Below are 18,811 nucleotides of genomic sequence, written 5' to 3'. Positions count from 1 at the left end.
AAGGCGGTGGTTTGGGGGAATGTCCCGAGCGGCAAAGGGGGCGGACTGTAAATCCGCTGCGTAAGCTTCGTAGGTTCGAGTCCTACTTCCCCCACCAATCCATACCGACACGCTGGCAGCACGGCCGATGAAGGGATCACCTTCTCAAGACCGCGTCGCCATGCTATCGGGCGCCATATGCGGGTGTAGCTCAATGGTAGAGCAGCAGCCTTCCAAGCTGAATACCCGGGTTCGATTCCCGGTACCCGCTCCACTCCCCCCTTCCCGAAAAGACTAGCAACCTCAGCCCGATAGGGCAGGGGCGCGGTATCCAGTGGCTGTTTGCCTGGGCGGTGGATACCGCATGGATACCGCAGACGAATCGGTATCGGGCGCAAGTTTCCTTGTCGAACTCGGACCCGCTCGCACGAATGATGGTGATCGAAAGAGATCGCCATGCCCCGCTGCACCCACACCCCGGCCCGCCTCTACGACCGCCACCCTGATCCGGTTCACGACCTCATCGCCGTTGGCAGCCTTTCCCGGTTCGTGCGCTGCACGGATTGTGGTGCCAGGGGCATCGTCCGGCGCGGCCGCGTGGGATGGACGCCCCGTAGCGCCGGTGATCCGGTCCGCCCGGAGGTCGAGCGGTGGAACGCCCTGGTGGCCGAGGCTCGTGCAGCGCTCCTGCCTTGATCGAAGAACCCGGGCCCTTTCGCTTTGGGCCGCCCCGAACGTGTAAAACGATTCCACAAACGCGATTTGGGAATCGTTTTACACGTTCGGGGCGGGCCATCAGTTCAGGGTCCCGATCTCGCCGTCGTACCCATCGAGCACCCGGACCTCGCCCCCGGCCGGGTGGAGCGAGACGGCATCGCATCGCGGGCAGTGCAGGCCGCCCGCCGCCATCCGGACCTCCCCCCACCGGAACTTCGCGGAGCACGTGAGGCAGCACCAGGTCTGCTGCATGACTTCGTCAGACTCGGTCATCCCAGCCTCCGCGAATAGCTGCCATCGGGATGGAAGGTGACCTCCTCGGTGTAGGTGGTCACCTCCACGTCATGGCTGCCAGAGATGGAAACTTTCGCGACTGGCTCGCCAAGGTTCACGCCCCAGTCGTCATCGAGGTCCATCTCCTCGCCCAGGGTGAGGTGAACCCTGATGCCGCCGGCGAGCGTGAAGGTGCCTCCCTCGCGGATGGCGCGCTGCCAGTCCTCCTCGGTCGCGAAGTGCTTGCGGGTGAGGGTGATGGTCGGGTTCATCATGCGCTCGATCATGCCCTGTCTCCTTCCGGCGGCCGCCCGTGCCGAGTGGTGCCGTCCGGCCAGTCCCAGCGATGTTCGCAATCAGGTTCGAACTCGATACCGACGATGGTGGCCTTGAGGCGGTAGAGTTTGTCCCGGAGTTCGTTGACGCCGTTCCGTTCCAGACCGATGCACCCGGCCAGGTGGCCGGTGATGGCGTAGATCTGGCGCGCCGCCTCCTTCAGACGGTCGGCCTCGGACATGGTCGTCGGGTCCGGCTCGGGCGAGTGGACCTCCTCAAGCTTCGCCAGCCGGACTATCAGGGCGCTCATGGCGAACCCGACCGATCCCTCCTTGCCCGTGACCTTCCAGTGCCCGGCGGTCTCCCGACCGGCATCTTCCCCAACGCCCTCGGTATAGATCGTGATGACGTCGCCGACGGCGTGGCGGTCGAAAGGTGCCCTGATCAGGACGACGGTCCCCTGTCCGGGCATGCGGCGCCAGTCGGTTGCCTTGACCCGGTAGCTCTGCATGCCCCGACCGTTCACTGCGGCCTCCTCAGGCAATCGGGGCGCCCGTCCGGTCCCACGAGCGGCTGCATGCCAGTCTCGGCTTGGGTGTACCGGCACCCGGTCGCCGGGTCCGTCCAGACCCGGACGCCGCCTTGGTTGGACCACGCGGGATCCGCTGCCTGCGAGAGGGCCTGCAGGATCGTGAGCAGGACGGCCGCGGCGATGGCGATGCCGATGAACAGGAACCAGAGGTCGAACCCGTCGCGAGGCGAGGAGGTCCTGATCATGAGGACCTCCTCGAAACACGGCGCCGGTCATTCCTGACCTCGCGGAGGACGGCGTGCCTGATCCAGTCCGCGAACATGACCTGCACCTTGGCCTGCCGCTGGGGGGCCCCGCCGGGGTGCTCCTCTGCGATGATCCGCTCGACCCCACGAGCAGCCCCGAGGGCGATCTCGTCGATTGTGGACCGCCTCATGACTGGGCCCCCCGAAATGGAGCGGGGTTCGGGGTGCAGCCCGAGTGGTCCTCGCCGGTCAGGAAATCGAGGACCCGATACAGGTCATGGCGGATCCCGGGGACGCCGTAGAGATGATGCCCTGCGGTCGCGAGATCGAACTCCTTGATGACGGTCTTCACACGCGAGACGGCCTCGTGGAGATCTCGCCGGCGGATGAACCCGGCATACTGCAGGACCTGCAGGGCGGGCGCCGGGTCGAAGTCGGCGTCGCTGTAAGCGTTGACGGTCTGCTCGACGACGTCGGCATCGCTCATTGCCCGGAGGGCGTCACGGCGCTCCTGTGCCGCGACCGCTCGCTGCGCAATCTCCTCGGCCATCTCCAGCCGGTACTTGGCGACCCACGTTTCATGGGCCGCCACTTGCTCGGGTGTCATGCCGGCATACAGCCGGGCGAACTCTCGGATCTCGATCTCTGTGGGCATGCTGGTCCGGGTCCCTGTCTCGCGTTCGCGAGATCGCTTCAGAGACGATCGAAGCAGCTCCCGCAGATTCGCCTAGAGGGAAACCGGACGGGCCGTCCGGATGGCCCATCGAGAACGCCATCGCGGTTTACGACGCGCGACACGGCCTCATCGGGCGTAAAGAATTCTCTCGTGGAGGCCTTGCGACTACCGCAAATTGCGGTACATTTAGATCACCGGCGCAAGCCGAGGCCTCCCGGGGCGATCCGGGCCGATGATGGAGCCACCCGATGACCACCACCAAAATCGACCGTTCCGCCCTCCTGAGGAATGCTTGGCGGATCGCCCGCGAAGCCGCGGCCTCCGCCGGCACCGCCGTCCGTGCCGCGCTCGGCGCCGCGTTCCGGCAGGCTTGGGCCGAGGCCCGCATGGTCGCCCAGCCCGTCCAGCAGCAGCAGGCCCAGGCCGTCGCGCCGGCCGACCTCACCACCACCGAGGGCCTCGCCAAGGCCCTCGTCGGCAAGACCGCCTCCCTTGCGCTTGCGGGTGGTGAGGCCCTCTACACCATCGTCTCCGTCGAGCGCTGGACCTCGCCCGACGGCGCGCAGGTCCGCGACTACATCAAGATGGAGACGAGCGGCATGTGGTCTGACGACCGCAAGGGTCCAATCAAACTCTTCATCCTGCGCAAGGGAACCGGACACGGCACGTACACCGAGACGGATGCCGGCGAGGCCTTCTGGGCGTACGGCGGGTTCTGCAACAGCGGCAACAAGCGCTGCAACGCCAACGACATGGTCAAAGACATCCTGGAGAGTATCCGCTCATGACCTGGATGGTCCGACTACGCGCACACGATGGCGGCGAGCTTCTGGAGAGGGCGAGCTACGGCTCGCCCGACGCAGCCATTGACGCCTATCGCCTCCTGCTCGGGCGCGAGGACCTCATCGGGCAACCGGTCGCCGCGGTGTTCAAGCCTCCCCGGGATGCGACCGGCGACGGGAACGCCGCGACGTGGTTCTCGCGGTTCGACAAGCCTCTCGGGGCGGGCCGCATCGGTCCCGACGACCCCCGGCTTGACCCTTGGGCTAACGCATACGATGCGAAAAGCGCAGTGTACTCCCCCGCGCCGGCGTCCAAGCCCAAGGCCGCACCGGACTGGGAAAAGGACGCCCGCCCCCTGTCGGAGTGTCTAAAGGCATGGGCCAAGACACGCGGCGGGCGCGACGCCGCGGCCGACGCCCTGCAGGTCTCACGGTCTACCTTCGACGGCTGGTGCGACGGCCGTGGCGCGGCCCAGGACAGGATGATCCGCAGACTCATGACGCTCACCGACACTACTAGCCGTTGACGACGCGCTACCCTTGAAGAGTAATGATTGTCAGTATAGATAGGACAATACCAGAAGCGGCTTGCCCACAAGCTGCCCGGTACAGCAGGGAACCCCACATGTTGATTATCGACCGAATGGTGGCGATGGTGCGCGCCGGCCCCGGCCCCTCGCCGGAGGAACGGGCTGCGGCCGCTGCCCAGTACCAGGCTGAGGAGAAAGCCAGGCAGGTCCGCCAGGCCGAGGAGCGCCAGGCATTCCTCACGGCCGCCCCCCGGTATGTCCTCCCCGACGGCTCCGCGTGGCGCTCGGCACAGATGCTCGGACGCCTGAGCAACGGCGGTGAGCGCGACCGCGGCCGCCTGTACCATATCGTCTCCGAGGACGGCTGCGGCCCGATGGGCGGGGCCGGGAGCGCGCTGTGCGGTGCCACGCCGGGCCGGCGTTCCGTCGGATGGGGCGACGTCGAAGGCGTCCCTGCGACCTGCCCGCGTTGCCTGAAGCGGGTGGCGTCATGAGGGGCACCACCATCATCATCAGGGGGTACACATGGGGGCAGCGCCTTGGCATGTGGCCCGTCGCGAATGACCATCCCGGCCGGTTCTGCGTTGACGTGATCTACCTGGCCGGCCCCACCCAGGACCTTCTCCCGTGCGCATAACGCTCTACCCCGTCCCGGCTGGGACCCCCGCCGTTGGGCACGCCGTCGGGTACGTCTCGGGCTCGCCGCTCTCCAACCTCGCGGGGGCCGCCCCCCCGGCGGGGCCTTTGCTGTCCTACGATGGCCGGCAGGCCCTGATCGATGGCCAGCCGGTGGATCATGCGGAGATCTCGGAGGCCCTCCACGCCGAGATCGAGCGAGTGGCCAAAAGGGTCTTCGGACCTGATTTCGTGGGGCCCCTGAGCCTGGCCTCGGGCCTAAACGTGCGCTCCCTGGCACGCGGCCGCCTCATCTCCCATGGTCTCCCGGCGCCCCTCCTGGACATGCTCGGCCGGGCGGCCGCAACCGCACACCCGAGGGCCACCGGGTATATGCTCCAAGCAGTCGCGTACCTTTGGGACGAGCACGTCATCTCCCATGGAATGGGCGAGACCGGCCCAGGGCCGCTCTCCGCCCAGGGTCGCGAGGCCCTCGGGCAGCGCTGTGAGGAGATCCTCGACCGTGCGCTCGGGATGGTCGCCACGATGCAGGGGGAGACGGCCGCGGCCCGGGCCCGGACGGCCGCGCTCAAGGCAACGCTCCGTTAACGATTCGTGTGTATGGCTGGCACCCTGAAGCCCTGTCTCTGACAGGGCGTCTGGAGAAACCCGGCCATGACGAAGACCCCCCCTCGGGGTGCGCGCCCCCGTGCGCCTGCCAGCGATCCGTTCGCACCCAATCATCCCCCGTCCGTAGACTGGCTCGATCAGGGCCTGGATTTCCTCGACTGCGACCCGCTCGCGGATACGATCCACTGGTCGACCGGCATCCTGCTCGACCTGCCGGACCTGCCCCCCCCCGTGCGTGCCGCGCTTGAGAAGCTGTCGTCGTGCCGCGTGTCGCTCTCGTCGCTCTCGCATGCTGAGAGCGTGTGCGACGATGCCTCGGAGGACCTCAAGCTGGGGCAGAACGACCGCGACACGTATGCCGATTGGTCGACGAGGTGCGTCTATTACCAAGCTTTTTTGGGCGACCACGTCTGTGCCCTGCGGTGTGCCGTCAGGGTCTGGCAGATCGCCATGGCGGGCGGGCATACCGACCTACGACTGGGAAATCTCCTCCGAACGCATGCCGAGATGATGAGCATCGCCGCGTACTGCGATGGAGAGCAGTGGGCACCCAGGCGCGAGCCCCGGTCGGCCCGCCGCCAGGGGGACGGTTTGACCGCCTTACAGATCATTGCCCGGTCGGTCGTGAAGGTAGAGTGGCCCAACAACGTCAAGCGCGGCCCCGTCCGGGACGACACCGGCTTCGATCCCCGCGATCAAGACGAGGACGATCTGCCGGAGGCAGCGGGCGCCGGGCTCCTCGTCGTGCGCAGCGTCGAGCACCTGCCGGGGTCCGCGAAGGACGGCGCACGTAGCAGCGGCGGGACCACGCCCCGCGCGGAGTGGGCGCCTATCGCGGGGGTGACTCTCCCGCGCCGGCCGGTGCCCGATCTCGCGGCCGCGCGTCGGGATCTCGTCGATCAGTACCCGCACGCGGCATCGCTCATCGAGCGCATCCTGAACCAACTCGTCGGTAGGTCATTCGCCCGGCTTCCACCCATCCTGCTCGTCGGGCCCCCGGGCTCCGGCAAGACGCGACTGGCCACCAGCCTGGCCACCGCGCTGGGCCTCCCAAGCACGGTCTACTCGTGCTCGGGTGTGGCGGACGCCTCGTTCATCGGGACCTCCCGGCAGTGGTCATCCGGCAGGGCCTCGGTGCCGCTTCAGACGATCCGGCAAGAGAGCCTCGCGACGGTGGCGGTGGTCCTCGACGAGATCGAGAAGGCCGGCACCAGCATGACGAACGGCAATCTCCTCGACGGGCTCCTGCCCATGCTGGATCATGCCGAGGACTACAGGGACCCCTACCTGGAGTGCGCGACCGATCTCTCGGGCATCACGTTCCTGGCGACGGCTAACGGGACTAGGGGCATGCCCCGGCCCCTGCTGGACCGCTTCCGAGTTTTCCAGATGCCCGAGCCCACGCTTGCCGACCTACCTGCCCTCGCACGGGGGATCGTGGGGGACGCCCGGCGCGAGAGGGGGACGGATGCGTCGTGGCTCCCGGACCTCGACGGCGACGAGCTCGGGCTCATCGCGGAGCACTGGAGTGGGGGTAGCGTCCGACGTCTCCAGCGTCTCGTCGACACCGTCCTCGCCGGTCGCGAGACCCTCGCGGCCCGGCATTGAAGAGGGTGACGATGACCACGCACGCCCCCGTCTGGGACTACCTCCGCTCGTCCATCCGAGCCCATCGCCTCGCCGGCACGGTCGATCACCGCGTCGGGGTCGTGCTTGATGAGTACGTCGGACATATGGCCCGCTGTGTCGCGACACGCCAGGTCACCTTGTCTGAGGGCCTCGCCGCCGCCAACGCGGCCGTCGTGGCATGCGGCCGCCTCATCCCGATCCCTGAGGATCGCCTTGAAGCGCGATGACAGACGTCTACCGGAATCTGACCCGCGGCTGCTGGTCCGTCCGTGAACGCGGCCGCGTCGTCGCCCACGCCCAAACCGTAACCCTGGCCGACGCCGTGATGGTCGTCCGGCCAGGGTCGCGGGCCCGGGTTATCCCCACCGGCAATCGCGAGGTTCACGCGTGGATCAAGGGCACCCTCGTCCCGCATGCAGGCGTCCCCGCGAGGGCCGTCAGATTCTATTACCGGCCGTTCCTTGCCGGTCATTTCACTGACGAATGCGGTCGGCCCGTCGTGGCGGCCGCCTCAATTTTCTTCGACGAGGACGGCAGGGCATGGCACAGCGAAACCGGTACCCAGGCAGCCGCTTCGACCTGACTGAGCTCGGCGACCGTCCCCTGTTTCACGACTGGATCATACAGCCCGACAACCGGTCCGCGGATGGCACCGTGCTCACCGGGACGGTCTACGGGCATGACAAGTTCCCCGACGGGACGGGCCTAACGACGTCGACCGTCCAGGCTTTCGATGCGGCGGCGGGATGGGCGTACTGCTACTCGACTGGGCTGGTCCGCCTCGGCCGGTGCCAGGACCCGGAGGGATGCGCGAACGTGGACCTTATGTAGCCCAAGCGTTAACGGCCCGGCCGGGGCGGTGGTGGCAAAACGCCTGTCGGGAGGCGGGCGGGCGGCAAAACGCCTGGGCGGACGGCAAATTACCTATTCCGAGGGTCGCTGGCGGCAAAATGCCTGGGCGCCCCCGGGTCGACAGGCCGTTTGGGTCACCTTGATACAGCCCCCCCCGCGCCTCCCGGTTAACGCAAGGCCCGTATCCCGTTCGGGAATTTTTTAGGTCCGGAATGCCGTGACCTGACCGTTATTTTGGACCGAGCCGACTGAGAGGCTACTGTGGCCTGTCCTGGGATCCGTCGAGGGGGCTGGTCAAGGAATGTAATGGGCGACCTCAACAACGAGCCCATGTCTGAACCTGGTTCGCTCATCTGAATGCCCCCTTGCGTTGCAGACCACCCGCGTCCGGCCCACCCGGTAATCGGAGGCATAATGGACATGACCGTGGACCCAGACGTCCGGTCCTTGGTCCAGGATGACGTCAGTCAGGTCGGAAGCATCGCACCACCGTAGGTCCGCGTCGCTCCGTGGAAGGCTCGCCGGGTGCGGGGCGTGATGGGTCACCACCACCGTGGGACCGGGGTGGCTGACGGCCAGGGTGTTCTCGATAAAGCCACGGGTGACCCGGTGCATCGCAAGCACCTCCTCGGGCTTGATGCGATTGCGCGACCTCGGACCCGTGCGGATCCGGCGGTAATCGACCATCCCACCACGCCCCTGGGCGGTCCGGATACCGTGGTTCAGGTTGAACGACCCCAGGCGGAAGTCCGTCCATAGGGTACCGCCGGCGAACCGAACGCCGTCGATGATGACCGCGTCGTCGAGCAGGAGATGGATGCCGAGCGCGTCCGCCCGCTCACGCCCCCGGGTCAACTGGTCGTGAATCGTGTAGCGTTCCTCACCCCGGTCCCACCAAAAATCGTGATTGCCTGGCACGTAGACCACCGGCACGCCGGACAAGTGGTCGCCGAGCCAGTCCAGCGCCCGAACCAGGGGCATGTGCACGTCACCGGCCACGACGGCCACGTCGAAACCACCCGCCGGCGCATGCGCGGCAGGGTCCCAAGCATTCTCCTTCCAGTCCTGATGCAGGTCCGAGAACACCCATAGGCGAAGGCCAGGGGCAGTCATGACCCCGCTCCGTTCGTCGCCAAGCGCGCCAGGATCCGGTCCAACGTCACCGGGGCCCAGTCCCAGCAATCCACGCCGACATCGGCACGCGTCGCCGTGCCCGGGACCGAACCATGGGAATGCCCATGCAGGTGAAGGCCACCCCGGTGGGAGCGAGGGTAGCTCACATGAGGGTAATGGCTCAGCCATATGGAGCGCATCACGCCCGCCGGGTCCGGCAGGGCGATCATCGCCACGTCCCGGACGGGCTCGGCCCAGGGGAGGCGTTCACCGATCCGCTCGTGGTTGCCACGGATCAGGAGCTTGCGACCGTTAAGGCGTAGGAAAATCGCGAGCGCATAAGTCTCGGTGCACCGGTATGCGAAGTCGCCCAGGTGCCAGACCGTGTCATCCGGGTGGACGACGGCGTTCCAACGTTCGACCAGGGTCTCGTCGTGCTCGTGAAGCGAAGCGAACGGTCGCTGGGTCTGCATCCTCGGGCTGAGGATGAGAGCTTGATGGCCAACGTGGCTGTCGGCCGTAAAATGTACCTTTGGCATTTTAGCCTCTCGCAATTGCGGAGGCTTCGCGCGCGGCATCGCTCTCCGGGATTAGTCGGTCGGGGGCGGCGCCATGCGTTTCATCGTTACTATCCTTGAAGCTTCCGCGTGATCGCCTGGCCGGTCCCCGAACGCAAGGGGCGTGAGAAGCTTGTCAGGCCGCGGCGACTATCGGAATCTCGTCGAGGCGGGTCGTGTAACGGGGCGACCGCATCTTGAACTTGGTCGACCATTCGCGGTTCGGGGCGAACCCGGCGGCGCCCGGGACGACGGCGCCTCGTCCGAAGCGGCGATTGCAGGCGTCGAGCGCCTCCATCAGGGCGGCTCCCATCTCGCGGTCGAGTTGGCCCAAGCCCGGCATCGCACGCTGCGATGCGGCCAGCGGCATCAGGTCGGTGGTGACCACCCCGGCCTTGGAATAGCGGAACCCGTCCCGCCTGGTCTTCCGGACGCCGTGGGTGGCGGCCTTCACCAGGGCGAGAGTGTCGCTGGTCGCCTCGGGGAGCGTCACGACGGTCGAGACCGAGCGTTGAGGCCGGTCGCGGTCATGCTCCGAGGTGTGGAAGAAGACCGTCACGTGGTTGGTCGCCAACCCCTCGCGGCGGAGCTTCTCGCCGAGTCTGGAGGCATGGGTGGCGACGGCCTGCTCCATGGTGGCGCGATCCTCGACGCGCTCGGAGAACGACCGGGTGACGGCGCATCCCTTACGGGTGGCGGCTACCGTCTCCAGGTCTAGGCAGGCCATACCCCGCAGCTCGTGGACGAGGCGCTCGCCCACGACTGTCATGGCCTTGCGGGCGACGCGTGGGTCGAAGTCGCGGACATCGGCGGCGCTGTCGCATCCCAGGGCTTCCAGGCGCCGGGCGTTTGCCGGCCCCACACCCCAGATGTCGCCCACCGGGATGCGGATGATCCAGTGGTCGTACTGCTCCGGGTCGGTCAGGTCGCAGACCCCTTCGAGCTCGGGTACCTTCTTGGCGATGTGGTTGGCGAGCTTGGCCAACGTCTTGGTCGACCCGATGCCGACGCAGGTGGGGATGCCCGTCCAGGCCCGTACGGTCGCCCGCATGTCCCTGCATAAGGACGCCCGGTCCTGGTTGCGCACGTCGGAGATGTCGAGAAAACTCTCGTCGATGGAGTAAATCTCGATGCGGGGCGAGAAGTCCCGGTAGACCGCGTTCACCCGGGCCGACATGTCTCCATAAAGGGCGTAGTTCGAGGAGTAGACTTGGACACCCTGCTGCCGGCACATGTCCCGGATCTTGAACCAGGGCTCGCCCATCCGGATGCCGAGCGCCTTGGCCTCGTTGGTCCGGGCAATCGCGCAGCCATCGTTGTTGGACAGCACGATCACCGGCACCTTCGCCAGCCGAGCATCGAAGACCCGCTCGCACGAGCAGTAGAACGAGTTGCCGTCGGAGAGCGCGTAGGCCCGGGCGCTCATTCGCAGCGGCGCTTCGCACAGACGGACCCGGAGACGACGCCCCAGACCTCAATGACAGCGTCGGGGGAGAGTTGGAACTCGGGGAAGCGAGGGTTGGCGAAGTGCAGCGAGATGCGCGGCCCTTGGCGCTTCCAGACCTTGAAGGATCGCTCGCCGTCGATGTCGACAACGACGATGTCGCCGTTGCGCGGGGTGAGCGAGCGGTCGACGACGGCGAGGTCGCCGTCGAACAGGCGGGCTAGGATCATGCTGTCGCCGGCGACCCGGACCAGGAAGGTGGCCGGGCGGTTGACGATCAGTAGGCGCTGGAGGTCGATCTCTTCCTCGATGAAGTCGTCGGCCGGACTCGGGAAGCCGGCCTGGACAGGCTTGGCGAGAAGGGACACCGGCATGGAAAAGCCGATGTTTATGCCAGTGATCTGCATGGTGCTCCTCCAAGAGTCCAGGAACAAAAGCAGAACACGTTTGGCCGGTTCGGTATAGCGGCTACGCTTGGGTGCGAAGCCACAATTCGATGAGGTCCCGCCGATGGTGGAGTGGGGAAAACCCGTCTCCCGCGATAGAGGCGGTTCATGCACCCGCCGTCCGCGAAGGGATGCCACGGACGGTAGGGGTGGACTACGTAGGCAGGGCGCCGTTGATCGCCCGGATCACCTTCTCCGCATTGTCCAGGGTGGCCTCGATGGCGGGGGTCTTTTCGTCCAGAACGGCGGGATTGCGAATAAGCCAGTCCGCCGGCGTGAAGTGATCGAACTCTGGCGTGTCGGGAGGCAGCAGCTTGAAGGCCGCCTCCACCCGCTTGACCAGTCGCACAATACCCCCCGCCTCCTTGTCGAGCTTGGCGGTCGTCAGCACACCGCGGCCCTTCAGGCCGTAGGCTCCGTTGACAATGGCGAGGTAGACTTCCGGGTCGAAGATGTCCTCGACATCCCCCTCTGGCAGGCCGAGCACGTCGGGGTAGTTCATGATGCGGTTCTCGGGGATCGCACCTGCGGCCCGGAGTTGCTCCAGCTTGCGCTTGTCGCCCTGAGCCCTGTCGGACATCACCGCGATGTGCAGCTTCGCGCCCTTGAACAGCGAGACGAACGACTGGATCTTGTCGAGGCCGCCGGCCGGGCAGATCGTCCAGCGCGGATCGAGCGCGATACGCTTGCGGCGCTTCAACTGGGCCGAGAGCGCATTGAGGAAGACGAGGTCGCCGGGCCCCTCGACCAGCAAGGTGTGCTTGCCGATAAACAGGGCCTGGGTCACGTCGTAGCCCAGCGCCGCCTGGAGCGGGAACAGCGTGTCCGGATCGGTCGCCAGGACGTCATCGCGCACCTTGGTGCCCTTCGTCGTCGGGAAGCCGTTCGGCCGCTGTTCGATCTGGTCCTCGACGATGCGCGAGAGCGTCAGGTCGTCGGGTGGAACCATGAACGGCGAATGGGTCGAGAACACCACCTGGTGGTGGGGCACCAGCTTGTCGCCGAAGTACCTCAACAGGTCGGCCTGGGCCTTTCCGTGAAGGGTCAGCCCTGGCTCGTCGAGCAGGAGCACCAGGCTGCCGCCCTGCTTGCTGACCTGGGCGAACTTCACCAGGAACGAGAAGAACCAGATGAAACCGGCGCTCCGCTCCGAGAAGGGGACCGAGACGCGATGCAGGATGTTTTTGACGCGGGCGCGCGCGATCACGCCCTCGTCAAACGGCGCGGGGTCGTTCGGCTCCGCCTTTGTGACCCTGACCTCGATCTCCAGGAACGGGTTCTGGGTCCAGTATTCCCGCAGTTGGTCGGTGATCGCGTTCGACGCGGATTCGCATTTCGCGTTCAGCGACTCGTAGGTCTTCGACTCGCGGATCTCCTCGACCGAGGTCCCGGCGAACTCCAGGAAATCGAGGAAAACCAGCTCGGGGACTTCGAGAGGCTCGCTCGACCTATGCGGGCGGCGACCAAATCGATGGACGCCGCCATCCTCGTCCCTCTCGATGTCGTCGACGCGGATCTGGCCGGCCATGCGGTCGTAGTGCGAGAAGTACATGAAGCTTGGGCAGGCCGAGCGAACGTGGCTCGCAATAGCGTTGAGCACCGATTTGCCTGGCAAGGCTTCCAGGGCATCCAGTAGCGCCTGTTGGGCTGCGGATATTTCCTCCAGGCCCTCCAGGGCCTTCCGGACCGCTGCCGCCGAACCGGAGGCCGCAAAGGCGCGTCGCTCATCCTCGGTTAGCCCATGCCTGTCGGTGAGGAAGGCCATGCAGGCGGCCTCGTCGAGGTGCACGGTCACTCCGATCCCGCCACCGTAGCGCCGGCTGAGGGTCACCTGGGACGACGCGAGGCAGCCGGGCCCGAAAGATGCGGCGAGGTCGTTCATCTCGGCGTCGGACAAGGTCCACCGGGTCGCGATGACCATGGCGTCGTCGTCCGCGTGACGCCTCTCGTATTCGTTCAGGTAACGCCGCGGGTAGTCCCGCTCACGGTCGAACGTGATAGGCGTCGACGCATGAGGTTTCAGGCCGGCGAGCGCGTGAAGCAGTGCCGTCTTGCCTGCCTCGTTCTTGCCGACGAGGCAGGCCATGTCGCCGAGGGTGATCTCGCCGGAATCCTCGACGCTGCGAAAATTCGTGACCCTGAAACTGTCGAGCTTCATCCGAGACCTCGTTGTCCGGTCGGCCTCGGCGGAGGCCTGCATGTGAAAGGATGATGGTTAGGGCGTGCCCGGAGCCGAAGCCTGCGCGGGTGCAGGGGCGGCCGGAGATCCGTCGTTGAAATCCCCGTGGGTGGCCAGCGCCTCCGGTCGGTAGGGGCCCCTGCCGGTGCATTGCGTCACCTCGGCCAACCGGAAGCGCCGGTAGACGGTCTCATGGACAGGCGCCCCGGGCGGCACGTAGCGTGGCTTCACCGCCCAGCCCAGCCTGCCGGCCAATGGCAGGAGCCAGCCGGGGACGATGCCCGCGATGGTGTCGCGCATCCCGGCGACCTCGCAGTGCTGCATGCCGTCGAAGGCCGGGTGCAGGTGCAATCGCCCGGTACCCGTCTTGCCCGGTTCCATCCCGTCGACCAGGAGCGGATACGGAATGGTCGTGGCCTCCTCGACCATCCAGTCCAGCGCGATGTCGGAGAGCCGGCTTTCGACCTCGGGATAACTCCCGCCCACGTCGGAATGGTTGCCTGCGAACCACATCTGGATCAGCGGATCGGGCTCGTCGCCGACCCTTTGGCGAATGGCGTCCTTCTTCGCCCATTCGACACGGGGGAAGTCGGCGCGGGTCTCGTCGATTGCCAGGGCGTGCCGACCGTAGCCGACGTGGCCGCTGAGGAACCTGTCGTAGTTCCCGGACCGCCATTGCGCGAGGTTGAAGCGCGTCTTGCCGTTGACGGGGGAGTTCACGATGAACTTGATGGTGGTAGGAAGCCAGCGCCACAGGACGAAAGCCGCGCCGAGGATCGCGACGACCGCGAACGGCTTCCAGAACCCCGTATGGAATGCAAGGTCGAGCACGACCGACGGCCCGGCGGCGAGCACGGCGGCCAGCGCGAACAGCCCTGCCGCGAGGCCCCAACGCCGTACGCCGACCGATCCGAGGGATGCGACGGTGTCGAACACGCCTACGAAATGAGGAGCCACATTCGACCTCAGGTCGTCGCCTGACCCGTATCGGTGCCGGAACCGACGCGCCAGCTCCTGGCGCTCCCGGTCGTAGTCGCCCCGAGGGGACCCGGCGCCATACTCGTAGACTCCCATCACCGCCTCGTTGGCGATGTCGCGGGTCGTCTTCCGAAACCGTGGAAGGTAACTGCCGGGGGGTAGTGCCTCGGCCGGCGGCGGGAGCGCGTGCTTCCGGCCTGGAAGCTTCTCCTTCATCCATTGGCCAACCGCCGCCCAAAGGCTTGGGGCCTTGCACTCGCCCCCGGGCGCAATCGTCGGGACGCCACACAGGAAGAGCACGTTTGCCACGCAACGGGCCGTGTAGGCTCCTCGGCTGAAGCCCACGAGGAAGATACGGTCGCCCGGCTCGTAGTGGTCGATGATGAAGGCGTAGCAGTCGGCGATGTTCTTCGTGATGCCGAGGCCCGTCACCGAGGACAGGAGCTTCTGCAGCCTTCGGTAGGCGCTCAGCAACCCGGTGGCTGAGCCGTCGGTCCCCAACCCGGGGTCGTAGAACGCCACCTGATCCTTCGGGTCGATGCCGCTGTCCGGGCCAACCCGGCAGACGCGATAGAGTTTGTAGACGTTGCTGAGGCGCTGCTCCTCGCGCAGCCCGCCCTCCTGGCCGGTCCCGTCCGAAAAGACGACAATGTTCTTCGGCATGCCCATTCCGACCCCACGGGCCGCCCCCCGAATTATATGGTTCAACCGGAAACCCGACTTCGCGTCGGCGGACCGTCCTTGGTCCGCTTCGGGCCCGTGGCCCCCTTCATCCGTCGAGCGCCGGCGGTCTTGGCGTTCCCTGTGGATGCCTTGCTCCTGGCCGCCCTGGCAGGCCTCGCTTTGGCATCCTCGGCCAGCGAGGCGCGCACCGTCCTGACCGCCCCGCGGATGCCCTGGGTCACGTCGTGAAAAGCCTCGTCCGCGGTTCGCCAGTTGCTCACCACCCGGCCGTCTCGCGGCAACACCTTTAGCGCCGAAGCGCCGGTATCCTTCCAGTCGCAATGGCGGAGCACGACGACCACCACACGCATTGCGCCCCTGGCCCGGCGGCCCATCGCACGGCGGTACTCCAGTTGGCACCAGTGGCTGTGGATGTACTCGGGGCTCATCAACGCCACGAAGACGTGGGCCTCCCGAAGCTTACGGGAGATCTTGCTGTTCAGTGCGTCACCGGCTTCCATGTCGCCATCGAACCAGGTCTCGACCTCGTCGCGCTTCAGTTGCGCCAGGTGGACCTGCAGCTTTGCCTGCTGTGCTGAGTTCGCGTGGCTGTAGGACACGAAGATCCGAACCGTTGGCTTCTTCGTCTTCGCCTTTGGTGCGCTCGGCTTTGGCGGACTGGAGGCGCACGCGACCGCCGCCCCTTTCGTCTTGGGTGGTGTAGCCTTCCTGGCCCCTGGCCCGGATTTCGTGCGCAATGAGCCCCCCAGGCGGCGGCCAAGTTCAGGAATAATGTCGTCTGAACACGTTTTGTTCCAGTCGTCCTGCGCTCATCCTGCGCTGTGGATCTCTCCCGCTCCGAGCTTGCGGGATTTGGGCCCGCGATGCGATCACCGCCGCCTCAAGAAGCGCTCACACGATGAAAATCAGGGACCGCCACCCTCGACTCTGACCCCTGGAGCGCCGCGAAAAGCGATATCGAACGCATACTCGTCGAAACCCACCAGGAGTTCGGTACCCGCCAACTCGAAGCTAACGTGGGCTACATAGACCGGGCGATTGGCATGGTCGCCGACGCATCAGATACACCTTCGTCGAAAGCCAGGCCCAACCTCGGTCCCGAAACGCGTTCCCTCCACGTTGCACTCGCGACCGGACGGAAGGGAGGGCCGTCCCATGTCCTGTACTATCGGGTGCAGGGGGACGGGCATGGGCACGCTGAGGTCGTCATCCTCCGAGTGCTGCCCGACAGAATGGAGCCGCGTCTCAGGCTGGCCGTCGATCTCGACCTGACCGATGATGAGGACGACACACCCCAACCGGGGATGTGACGGCCGGAGGCAGCGAGATCATCCGCCGATCTTGCCTTCGGATGCCATCCTGAACCGAATATCGCTGTGACGTCGAAGGGCTGTCTAACGCAACTCGCGGCCACTCGGCTTTGATCCAACACCCCACGGGCAGTGGTTCAGCGCTTGACGAACCCGATGTCGACGGCGACGGCCTTGAGGCGCTCAGGCTCTCGCTCTTTCCGTTCGGAGTAGCGGTCAACGAGATAGGAGGAGCGCTCGCGGGTCAGGAGCGTGAACCTGACCAATTCCTCGCAGACGTCGACCACCCGATCGTAGAGCGGCCCAGGCCTCATCCGGCCGGCCTCGTCAAATTCCTTATAGGCCATCGGGACCGAAGACTGGTTCGGGATGGTGATCATCCGCATCCAGCGCCCGAGCACACGCAGGCCGTTGACCGCGTTGAAGGACTGCGAGCCGCCCGAGACCTGCATCACGGCCAGGGTCCGGCCCTGCGTCGGGCGCACCGACCCTTCCGACAGGGGGAGCCAGTCGATCTGGCTCTTGATCACCCCGGTCATGGCGCCGTGGCGCTCGGGGCTGACCCAGACGTGGCCCTCGGACCAGATCGAGAGGTTCCGGAGTTCCTCGACCTTGGGGTGATCGGCCGTGGCGTCGTCGGGCAGCGGCAGGCCGTGCGCGTCGTAGATCCGCACCTCGCCTCCCATCGCCTCCAGGAGACGCGCGGCCTCGTAGGCCAGGAAGCGGCTGAAGGAACGCTCCCGGAGCGAGCCGTACAGGATCAGGAAGCGTGGGGCGTGGGTGAACGGTGCCTGCACCTGAAGGTCGGTCGCCGCCGGGACCACGAAGTGCTCCTCGCTGAGGTTGGGCAATCCATCGGCGAAAGGCTGTTGGGGCTTGTCCAAGACGCTTCGTTCCTTTACGTTTCAACGATGGTTGAGATATTGACATCATGATGGACGAACGGCAAGCCGTCGCCGCCTTCGCGGCCCTTGGGCAGGAGCATCGCCTACGCATCGTGCGCCAGCTCGTCACCGCCGGCCCTGAAGGCATGGCGGCCGGCATGCTGGCCGAGGCGGTCGGCGTCTCGGGCACCAACCTGTCATTTCACCTGAAGGAGCTCAGCCATGCCGGGCTGGTCACCTCGCGGCGCGAGGGACGCTCGATCATCTACAGCGCCGCCTACCCGGACCTGTCCGAGCTCATCCAATTTCTGATGCGCGATTGCTGCCAAGGGCGACCCGAGGTCTGCGCCCCCGCCGTCGCCGCGCTCGCCGCCTGCTGCCTGCCCACCGGAGACACCGCTCATGCCTGACCGCGTCTACAACGTCCTGTTCCTCTGCACCGGTAACTCCGCTCGCTCGATCCTGGCGGAGGCCATGCTCAACAAGGAGGGCCAGGGTCGTTTCCGGGCCTTTTCCGCCGGCAGCCAGCCGAAGGCGGACGTGAACCCGCTCGCCGTTCAGGTTCTGCGCGAGACGGAGTACCCGACCGAGGGGCTGCGCTCGAAGTCGTGGGACGCGTTCGCCGGCCCCGACGCGCCGGTCATGGATTTCGTCTTCACGGTCTGTGACAACGCCGCCGGCGAGGCTTGCCCCTACTGGCCCGGCCAGCCGGTGACGGCGCACTGGGGCATCGAGGACCCTGCAGCCGTCGAAGGCAGCGACATGCAGCGCAAGGCGGCGTTCATCACCGCCCAACGCTACCTGAAGAACCGGATCGGAGCCTTCGTCGCTCTGCCGCTCGACAGCCTTAGTGGCGTGGCGCTCTCGTCCAAGGTGCGCGAGATCGGCCAGCGGGCCGGCGCCACCTCGCCCCGCCCGGAGGTCGCGTGATGGACGTCGTCATCTACCACAACCCGGATTGCGGCACGTCCCGCAACACCCTGGCCCTGATCCGCAACGCCGGCATCGAGCCGCATGTGGTCGAGTACCTCAAGACGCCACCGAACCGGATCCTGGTGCGCCAACTCGCCGACAGGGCTGGCGTCACCGTCCGCGCTCTGCTCCGCGAGAAGGTCACGCCCTACGCCGAACTCGGGCTCTCGGACCCGAGCCTGACGGACGACCAGCTTCTCGACGCCATCGCCGAGCACCCGATCCTGCTGAACCGCCCCCTGGTGGTGAGCCCGAAGGGCGTTGCCCTGTGCCGGCCCTCCGAGGCGGTCCTCGACCTCCTCCCGGCCCAGCAGGGCGAGTTCGTGAAGGAAGACGGCGAGCGCGTCGTCGACGAGCACGGGCGCCGCGTCGCCACCGCCTGATCCGCTCCACGTACACAAGAACAAGAAACGGTCCCGATGCTCGCCCTTGCCATCTTCGTGGTCACCCTCGTCTTCGTCATCTGGCAGCCGAAGGGGTTCGGCATCGGGTGGAGCGCCCTCATCGG

Annotated in this window: 26 protein-coding genes, 2 tRNA genes and 1 pseudogene; 16 read left to right on the top strand and 13 right to left on the bottom strand. The window is 66.5% G+C overall.

Features of this window, described 5'->3' with window-relative positions; genetic code table 11:
* Positions 1-13: 13 nt before the first annotated feature.
* The 3 genes from AC0IXR_RS19120 (at position 14) to AC0IXR_RS19110 (ending at position 675) form a co-directional block, all read left to right on the top strand.
* Positions 14-97: transfer RNA gene (locus AC0IXR_RS19120), tRNA-Tyr, on the top strand.
* An 82-nt stretch (positions 98-179) separates the two neighbouring features.
* Positions 180-253 (top strand) — tRNA-Gly (locus AC0IXR_RS19115).
* Positions 254-435: 182 nt separating this feature from the next.
* Complete coding sequence (locus AC0IXR_RS19110; RefSeq protein ID WP_018044339.1) at positions 436-675, top strand: hypothetical protein; 240 nt, start codon at positions 436-438, stop codon at positions 673-675.
* 99 nt (positions 676-774) lie between these two features.
* On the opposite strand, the gene AC0IXR_RS19105 is transcribed toward AC0IXR_RS19110, so the two are convergent.
* From AC0IXR_RS19105 to AC0IXR_RS19085, 5 genes are all read right to left on the bottom strand, one after another.
* Positions 775-969: a hypothetical protein gene (locus tag AC0IXR_RS19105; RefSeq protein WP_018044338.1), complete on the bottom strand. Its 195-nt coding sequence runs from the start codon at positions 967-969 to the stop codon at positions 775-777.
* The gene (locus AC0IXR_RS19100) at positions 966-1,256 is read right to left on the bottom strand and encodes a hypothetical protein (protein WP_018044337.1); all 291 of its coding nucleotides are present in this window, start codon (positions 1,254-1,256) and stop codon (positions 966-968) included. Before AC0IXR_RS19100 ends, AC0IXR_RS19105 begins: the two co-directional genes overlap by 4 nt.
* A complete protein-coding gene (locus tag AC0IXR_RS19095; protein ID WP_238206015.1) occupies positions 1,253-1,771 on the bottom strand; it encodes a hypothetical protein in 519 nt (172 codons plus the stop codon). Before AC0IXR_RS19095 ends, AC0IXR_RS19100 begins: the two co-directional genes overlap by 4 nt.
* Positions 1,768-2,022 (bottom strand): hypothetical protein, encoded by a 255-nt coding sequence (locus AC0IXR_RS19090; protein WP_018044335.1) that lies wholly within the window; start codon positions 2,020-2,022, stop codon positions 1,768-1,770. Before AC0IXR_RS19090 ends, AC0IXR_RS19095 begins: the two co-directional genes overlap by 4 nt.
* A gap of 187 nt (positions 2,023-2,209) precedes the next feature.
* Positions 2,210-2,677 carry a hypothetical protein gene (locus tag AC0IXR_RS19085; protein WP_018044333.1) on the bottom strand — a complete coding sequence of 156 codons (468 nt, stop codon included), beginning with the start codon at positions 2,675-2,677 and terminating at the stop codon, positions 2,210-2,212.
* Positions 2,678-2,946: 269 nt separating this feature from the next.
* On the opposite strand from AC0IXR_RS19085, the gene AC0IXR_RS19080 reads away from it, so the two are divergent.
* From AC0IXR_RS19080 to AC0IXR_RS19045, 8 genes are all read left to right on the top strand, one after another.
* Positions 2,947-3,486: a hypothetical protein gene (locus AC0IXR_RS19080; RefSeq protein ID WP_018044332.1), complete on the top strand. Its 540-nt coding sequence runs from the start codon at positions 2,947-2,949 to the stop codon at positions 3,484-3,486.
* A complete protein-coding gene (locus AC0IXR_RS19075) occupies positions 3,483-4,007 on the top strand; it encodes a hypothetical protein (RefSeq protein ID WP_018044331.1) in 525 nt (174 codons plus the stop codon). The genes AC0IXR_RS19080 and AC0IXR_RS19075 overlap by 4 nt, the downstream gene beginning before the upstream one ends.
* A gap of 98 nt (positions 4,008-4,105) precedes the next feature.
* A complete protein-coding gene (locus tag AC0IXR_RS19070; protein WP_018044330.1) occupies positions 4,106-4,504 on the top strand; it encodes a hypothetical protein in 399 nt (132 codons plus the stop codon).
* Positions 4,505-4,637: 133 nt separating this feature from the next.
* Positions 4,638-5,234: a hypothetical protein gene (locus tag AC0IXR_RS19065; protein WP_018044328.1), complete on the top strand. Its 597-nt coding sequence runs from the start codon at positions 4,638-4,640 to the stop codon at positions 5,232-5,234.
* Positions 5,235-5,300: 66 nt separating this feature from the next.
* Entirely contained in the window at positions 5,301-6,863 is a 1,563-nt protein-coding gene (locus tag AC0IXR_RS19060) for an AAA family ATPase (RefSeq protein ID WP_019904521.1), read from the top strand.
* Between the two features lie 11 nt (positions 6,864-6,874).
* Positions 6,875-7,111, top strand: a complete 237-nt coding sequence (locus AC0IXR_RS19055; protein ID WP_238206018.1) for a hypothetical protein — start codon at positions 6,875-6,877, stop codon at positions 7,109-7,111.
* Positions 7,108-7,467, top strand: coding sequence for a hypothetical protein (locus AC0IXR_RS19050; RefSeq protein ID WP_051439878.1), 360 nt, complete (start codon positions 7,108-7,110; stop codon positions 7,465-7,467). Before AC0IXR_RS19055 ends, AC0IXR_RS19050 begins: the two co-directional genes overlap by 4 nt.
* Positions 7,425-7,715 carry a hypothetical protein gene (locus AC0IXR_RS19045; protein ID WP_018044325.1) on the top strand — a complete coding sequence of 97 codons (291 nt, stop codon included), beginning with the start codon at positions 7,425-7,427 and terminating at the stop codon, positions 7,713-7,715. The genes AC0IXR_RS19050 and AC0IXR_RS19045 overlap by 43 nt, the downstream gene beginning before the upstream one ends.
* 315 nt (positions 7,716-8,030) lie before the next feature.
* On the opposite strand, the gene AC0IXR_RS19040 is transcribed toward AC0IXR_RS19045, so the two are convergent.
* The 7 genes from AC0IXR_RS19040 to AC0IXR_RS19010 all read right to left on the bottom strand — a co-directional run bounded on the left by AC0IXR_RS19040 (position 8,031) and on the right by AC0IXR_RS19010 (position 15,736).
* Positions 8,031-8,849 (bottom strand): metallophosphoesterase, encoded by an 819-nt coding sequence (locus AC0IXR_RS19040; protein WP_018044324.1) that lies wholly within the window; start codon positions 8,847-8,849, stop codon positions 8,031-8,033.
* The gene (locus AC0IXR_RS19035) at positions 8,846-9,388 is read right to left on the bottom strand and encodes a metallophosphoesterase (RefSeq protein WP_018044323.1); all 543 of its coding nucleotides are present in this window, start codon (positions 9,386-9,388) and stop codon (positions 8,846-8,848) included. The genes AC0IXR_RS19040 and AC0IXR_RS19035 overlap by 4 nt, the downstream gene beginning before the upstream one ends.
* Positions 9,389-9,542: 154 nt before the next feature.
* Positions 9,543-10,832, bottom strand: a complete 1,290-nt coding sequence (locus tag AC0IXR_RS19030) for a Y-family DNA polymerase (protein WP_018044322.1) — start codon at positions 10,830-10,832, stop codon at positions 9,543-9,545.
* A complete protein-coding gene (locus AC0IXR_RS19025; RefSeq protein ID WP_018044321.1) occupies positions 10,829-11,257 on the bottom strand; it encodes a LexA family protein in 429 nt (142 codons plus the stop codon). Before AC0IXR_RS19025 ends, AC0IXR_RS19030 begins: the two co-directional genes overlap by 4 nt.
* Before the next feature lie 193 nt (positions 11,258-11,450).
* Positions 11,451-13,454 (bottom strand): AAA family ATPase, encoded by a 2,004-nt coding sequence (locus tag AC0IXR_RS19020; protein ID WP_018044320.1) that lies wholly within the window; start codon positions 13,452-13,454, stop codon positions 11,451-11,453.
* Positions 13,455-13,511: 57 nt separating this feature from the next.
* Positions 13,512-15,116, bottom strand: coding sequence for a DUF2235 domain-containing protein (locus tag AC0IXR_RS19015; RefSeq protein ID WP_026176012.1), 1,605 nt, complete (start codon positions 15,114-15,116; stop codon positions 13,512-13,514).
* A 41-nt stretch (positions 15,117-15,157) separates the two neighbouring features.
* Positions 15,158-15,736 carry a toll/interleukin-1 receptor domain-containing protein gene (locus tag AC0IXR_RS19010; RefSeq protein WP_018044318.1) on the bottom strand — a complete coding sequence of 193 codons (579 nt, stop codon included), beginning with the start codon at positions 15,734-15,736 and terminating at the stop codon, positions 15,158-15,160.
* 354 nt (positions 15,737-16,090) lie between these two features.
* Between AC0IXR_RS19010 and AC0IXR_RS19005 the strand changes: the two are divergent.
* Positions 16,091-16,447: pseudogene (locus AC0IXR_RS19005) on the top strand (hypothetical protein); the annotation flags it as partial.
* Positions 16,448-16,584: 137 nt separating this feature from the next.
* Here AC0IXR_RS19005 and arsH read toward each other — a convergent pair.
* A complete protein-coding gene (gene arsH / locus AC0IXR_RS19000; protein ID WP_018044316.1) occupies positions 16,585-17,331 on the bottom strand; it encodes an arsenical resistance protein ArsH in 747 nt (248 codons plus the stop codon).
* Between the two features lie 50 nt (positions 17,332-17,381).
* Between arsH and AC0IXR_RS18995 the strand changes: the two genes are divergently transcribed.
* The 4 genes from AC0IXR_RS18995 to AC0IXR_RS18980 all read left to right on the top strand — a co-directional run.
* Positions 17,382-17,741 carry an ArsR/SmtB family transcription factor gene (locus AC0IXR_RS18995; RefSeq protein ID WP_026176011.1) on the top strand — a complete coding sequence of 120 codons (360 nt, stop codon included), beginning with the start codon at positions 17,382-17,384 and terminating at the stop codon, positions 17,739-17,741.
* Positions 17,734-18,261, top strand: a complete 528-nt coding sequence (locus tag AC0IXR_RS18990; protein WP_018044314.1) for an arsenate reductase ArsC — start codon at positions 17,734-17,736, stop codon at positions 18,259-18,261. Before AC0IXR_RS18995 ends, AC0IXR_RS18990 begins: the two co-directional genes overlap by 8 nt.
* Positions 18,261-18,686, top strand: a complete 426-nt coding sequence (arsC, locus tag AC0IXR_RS18985) for an arsenate reductase (glutaredoxin) (protein ID WP_018044313.1) — start codon at positions 18,261-18,263, stop codon at positions 18,684-18,686. Before AC0IXR_RS18990 ends, arsC begins: the two co-directional genes overlap by 1 nt.
* 36 nt (positions 18,687-18,722) lie before the next feature.
* On the top strand, positions 18,723-18,811 hold an 89-nt coding region (locus tag AC0IXR_RS18980; RefSeq protein WP_471761899.1), incomplete at its 3' end, for an ArsB/NhaD family transporter.

It is taken from the genome of Methylobacterium sp. AC832, from assembly GCF_979256025.1.
This window is presented reverse-complemented; position numbering and strand designations above follow the sequence as displayed.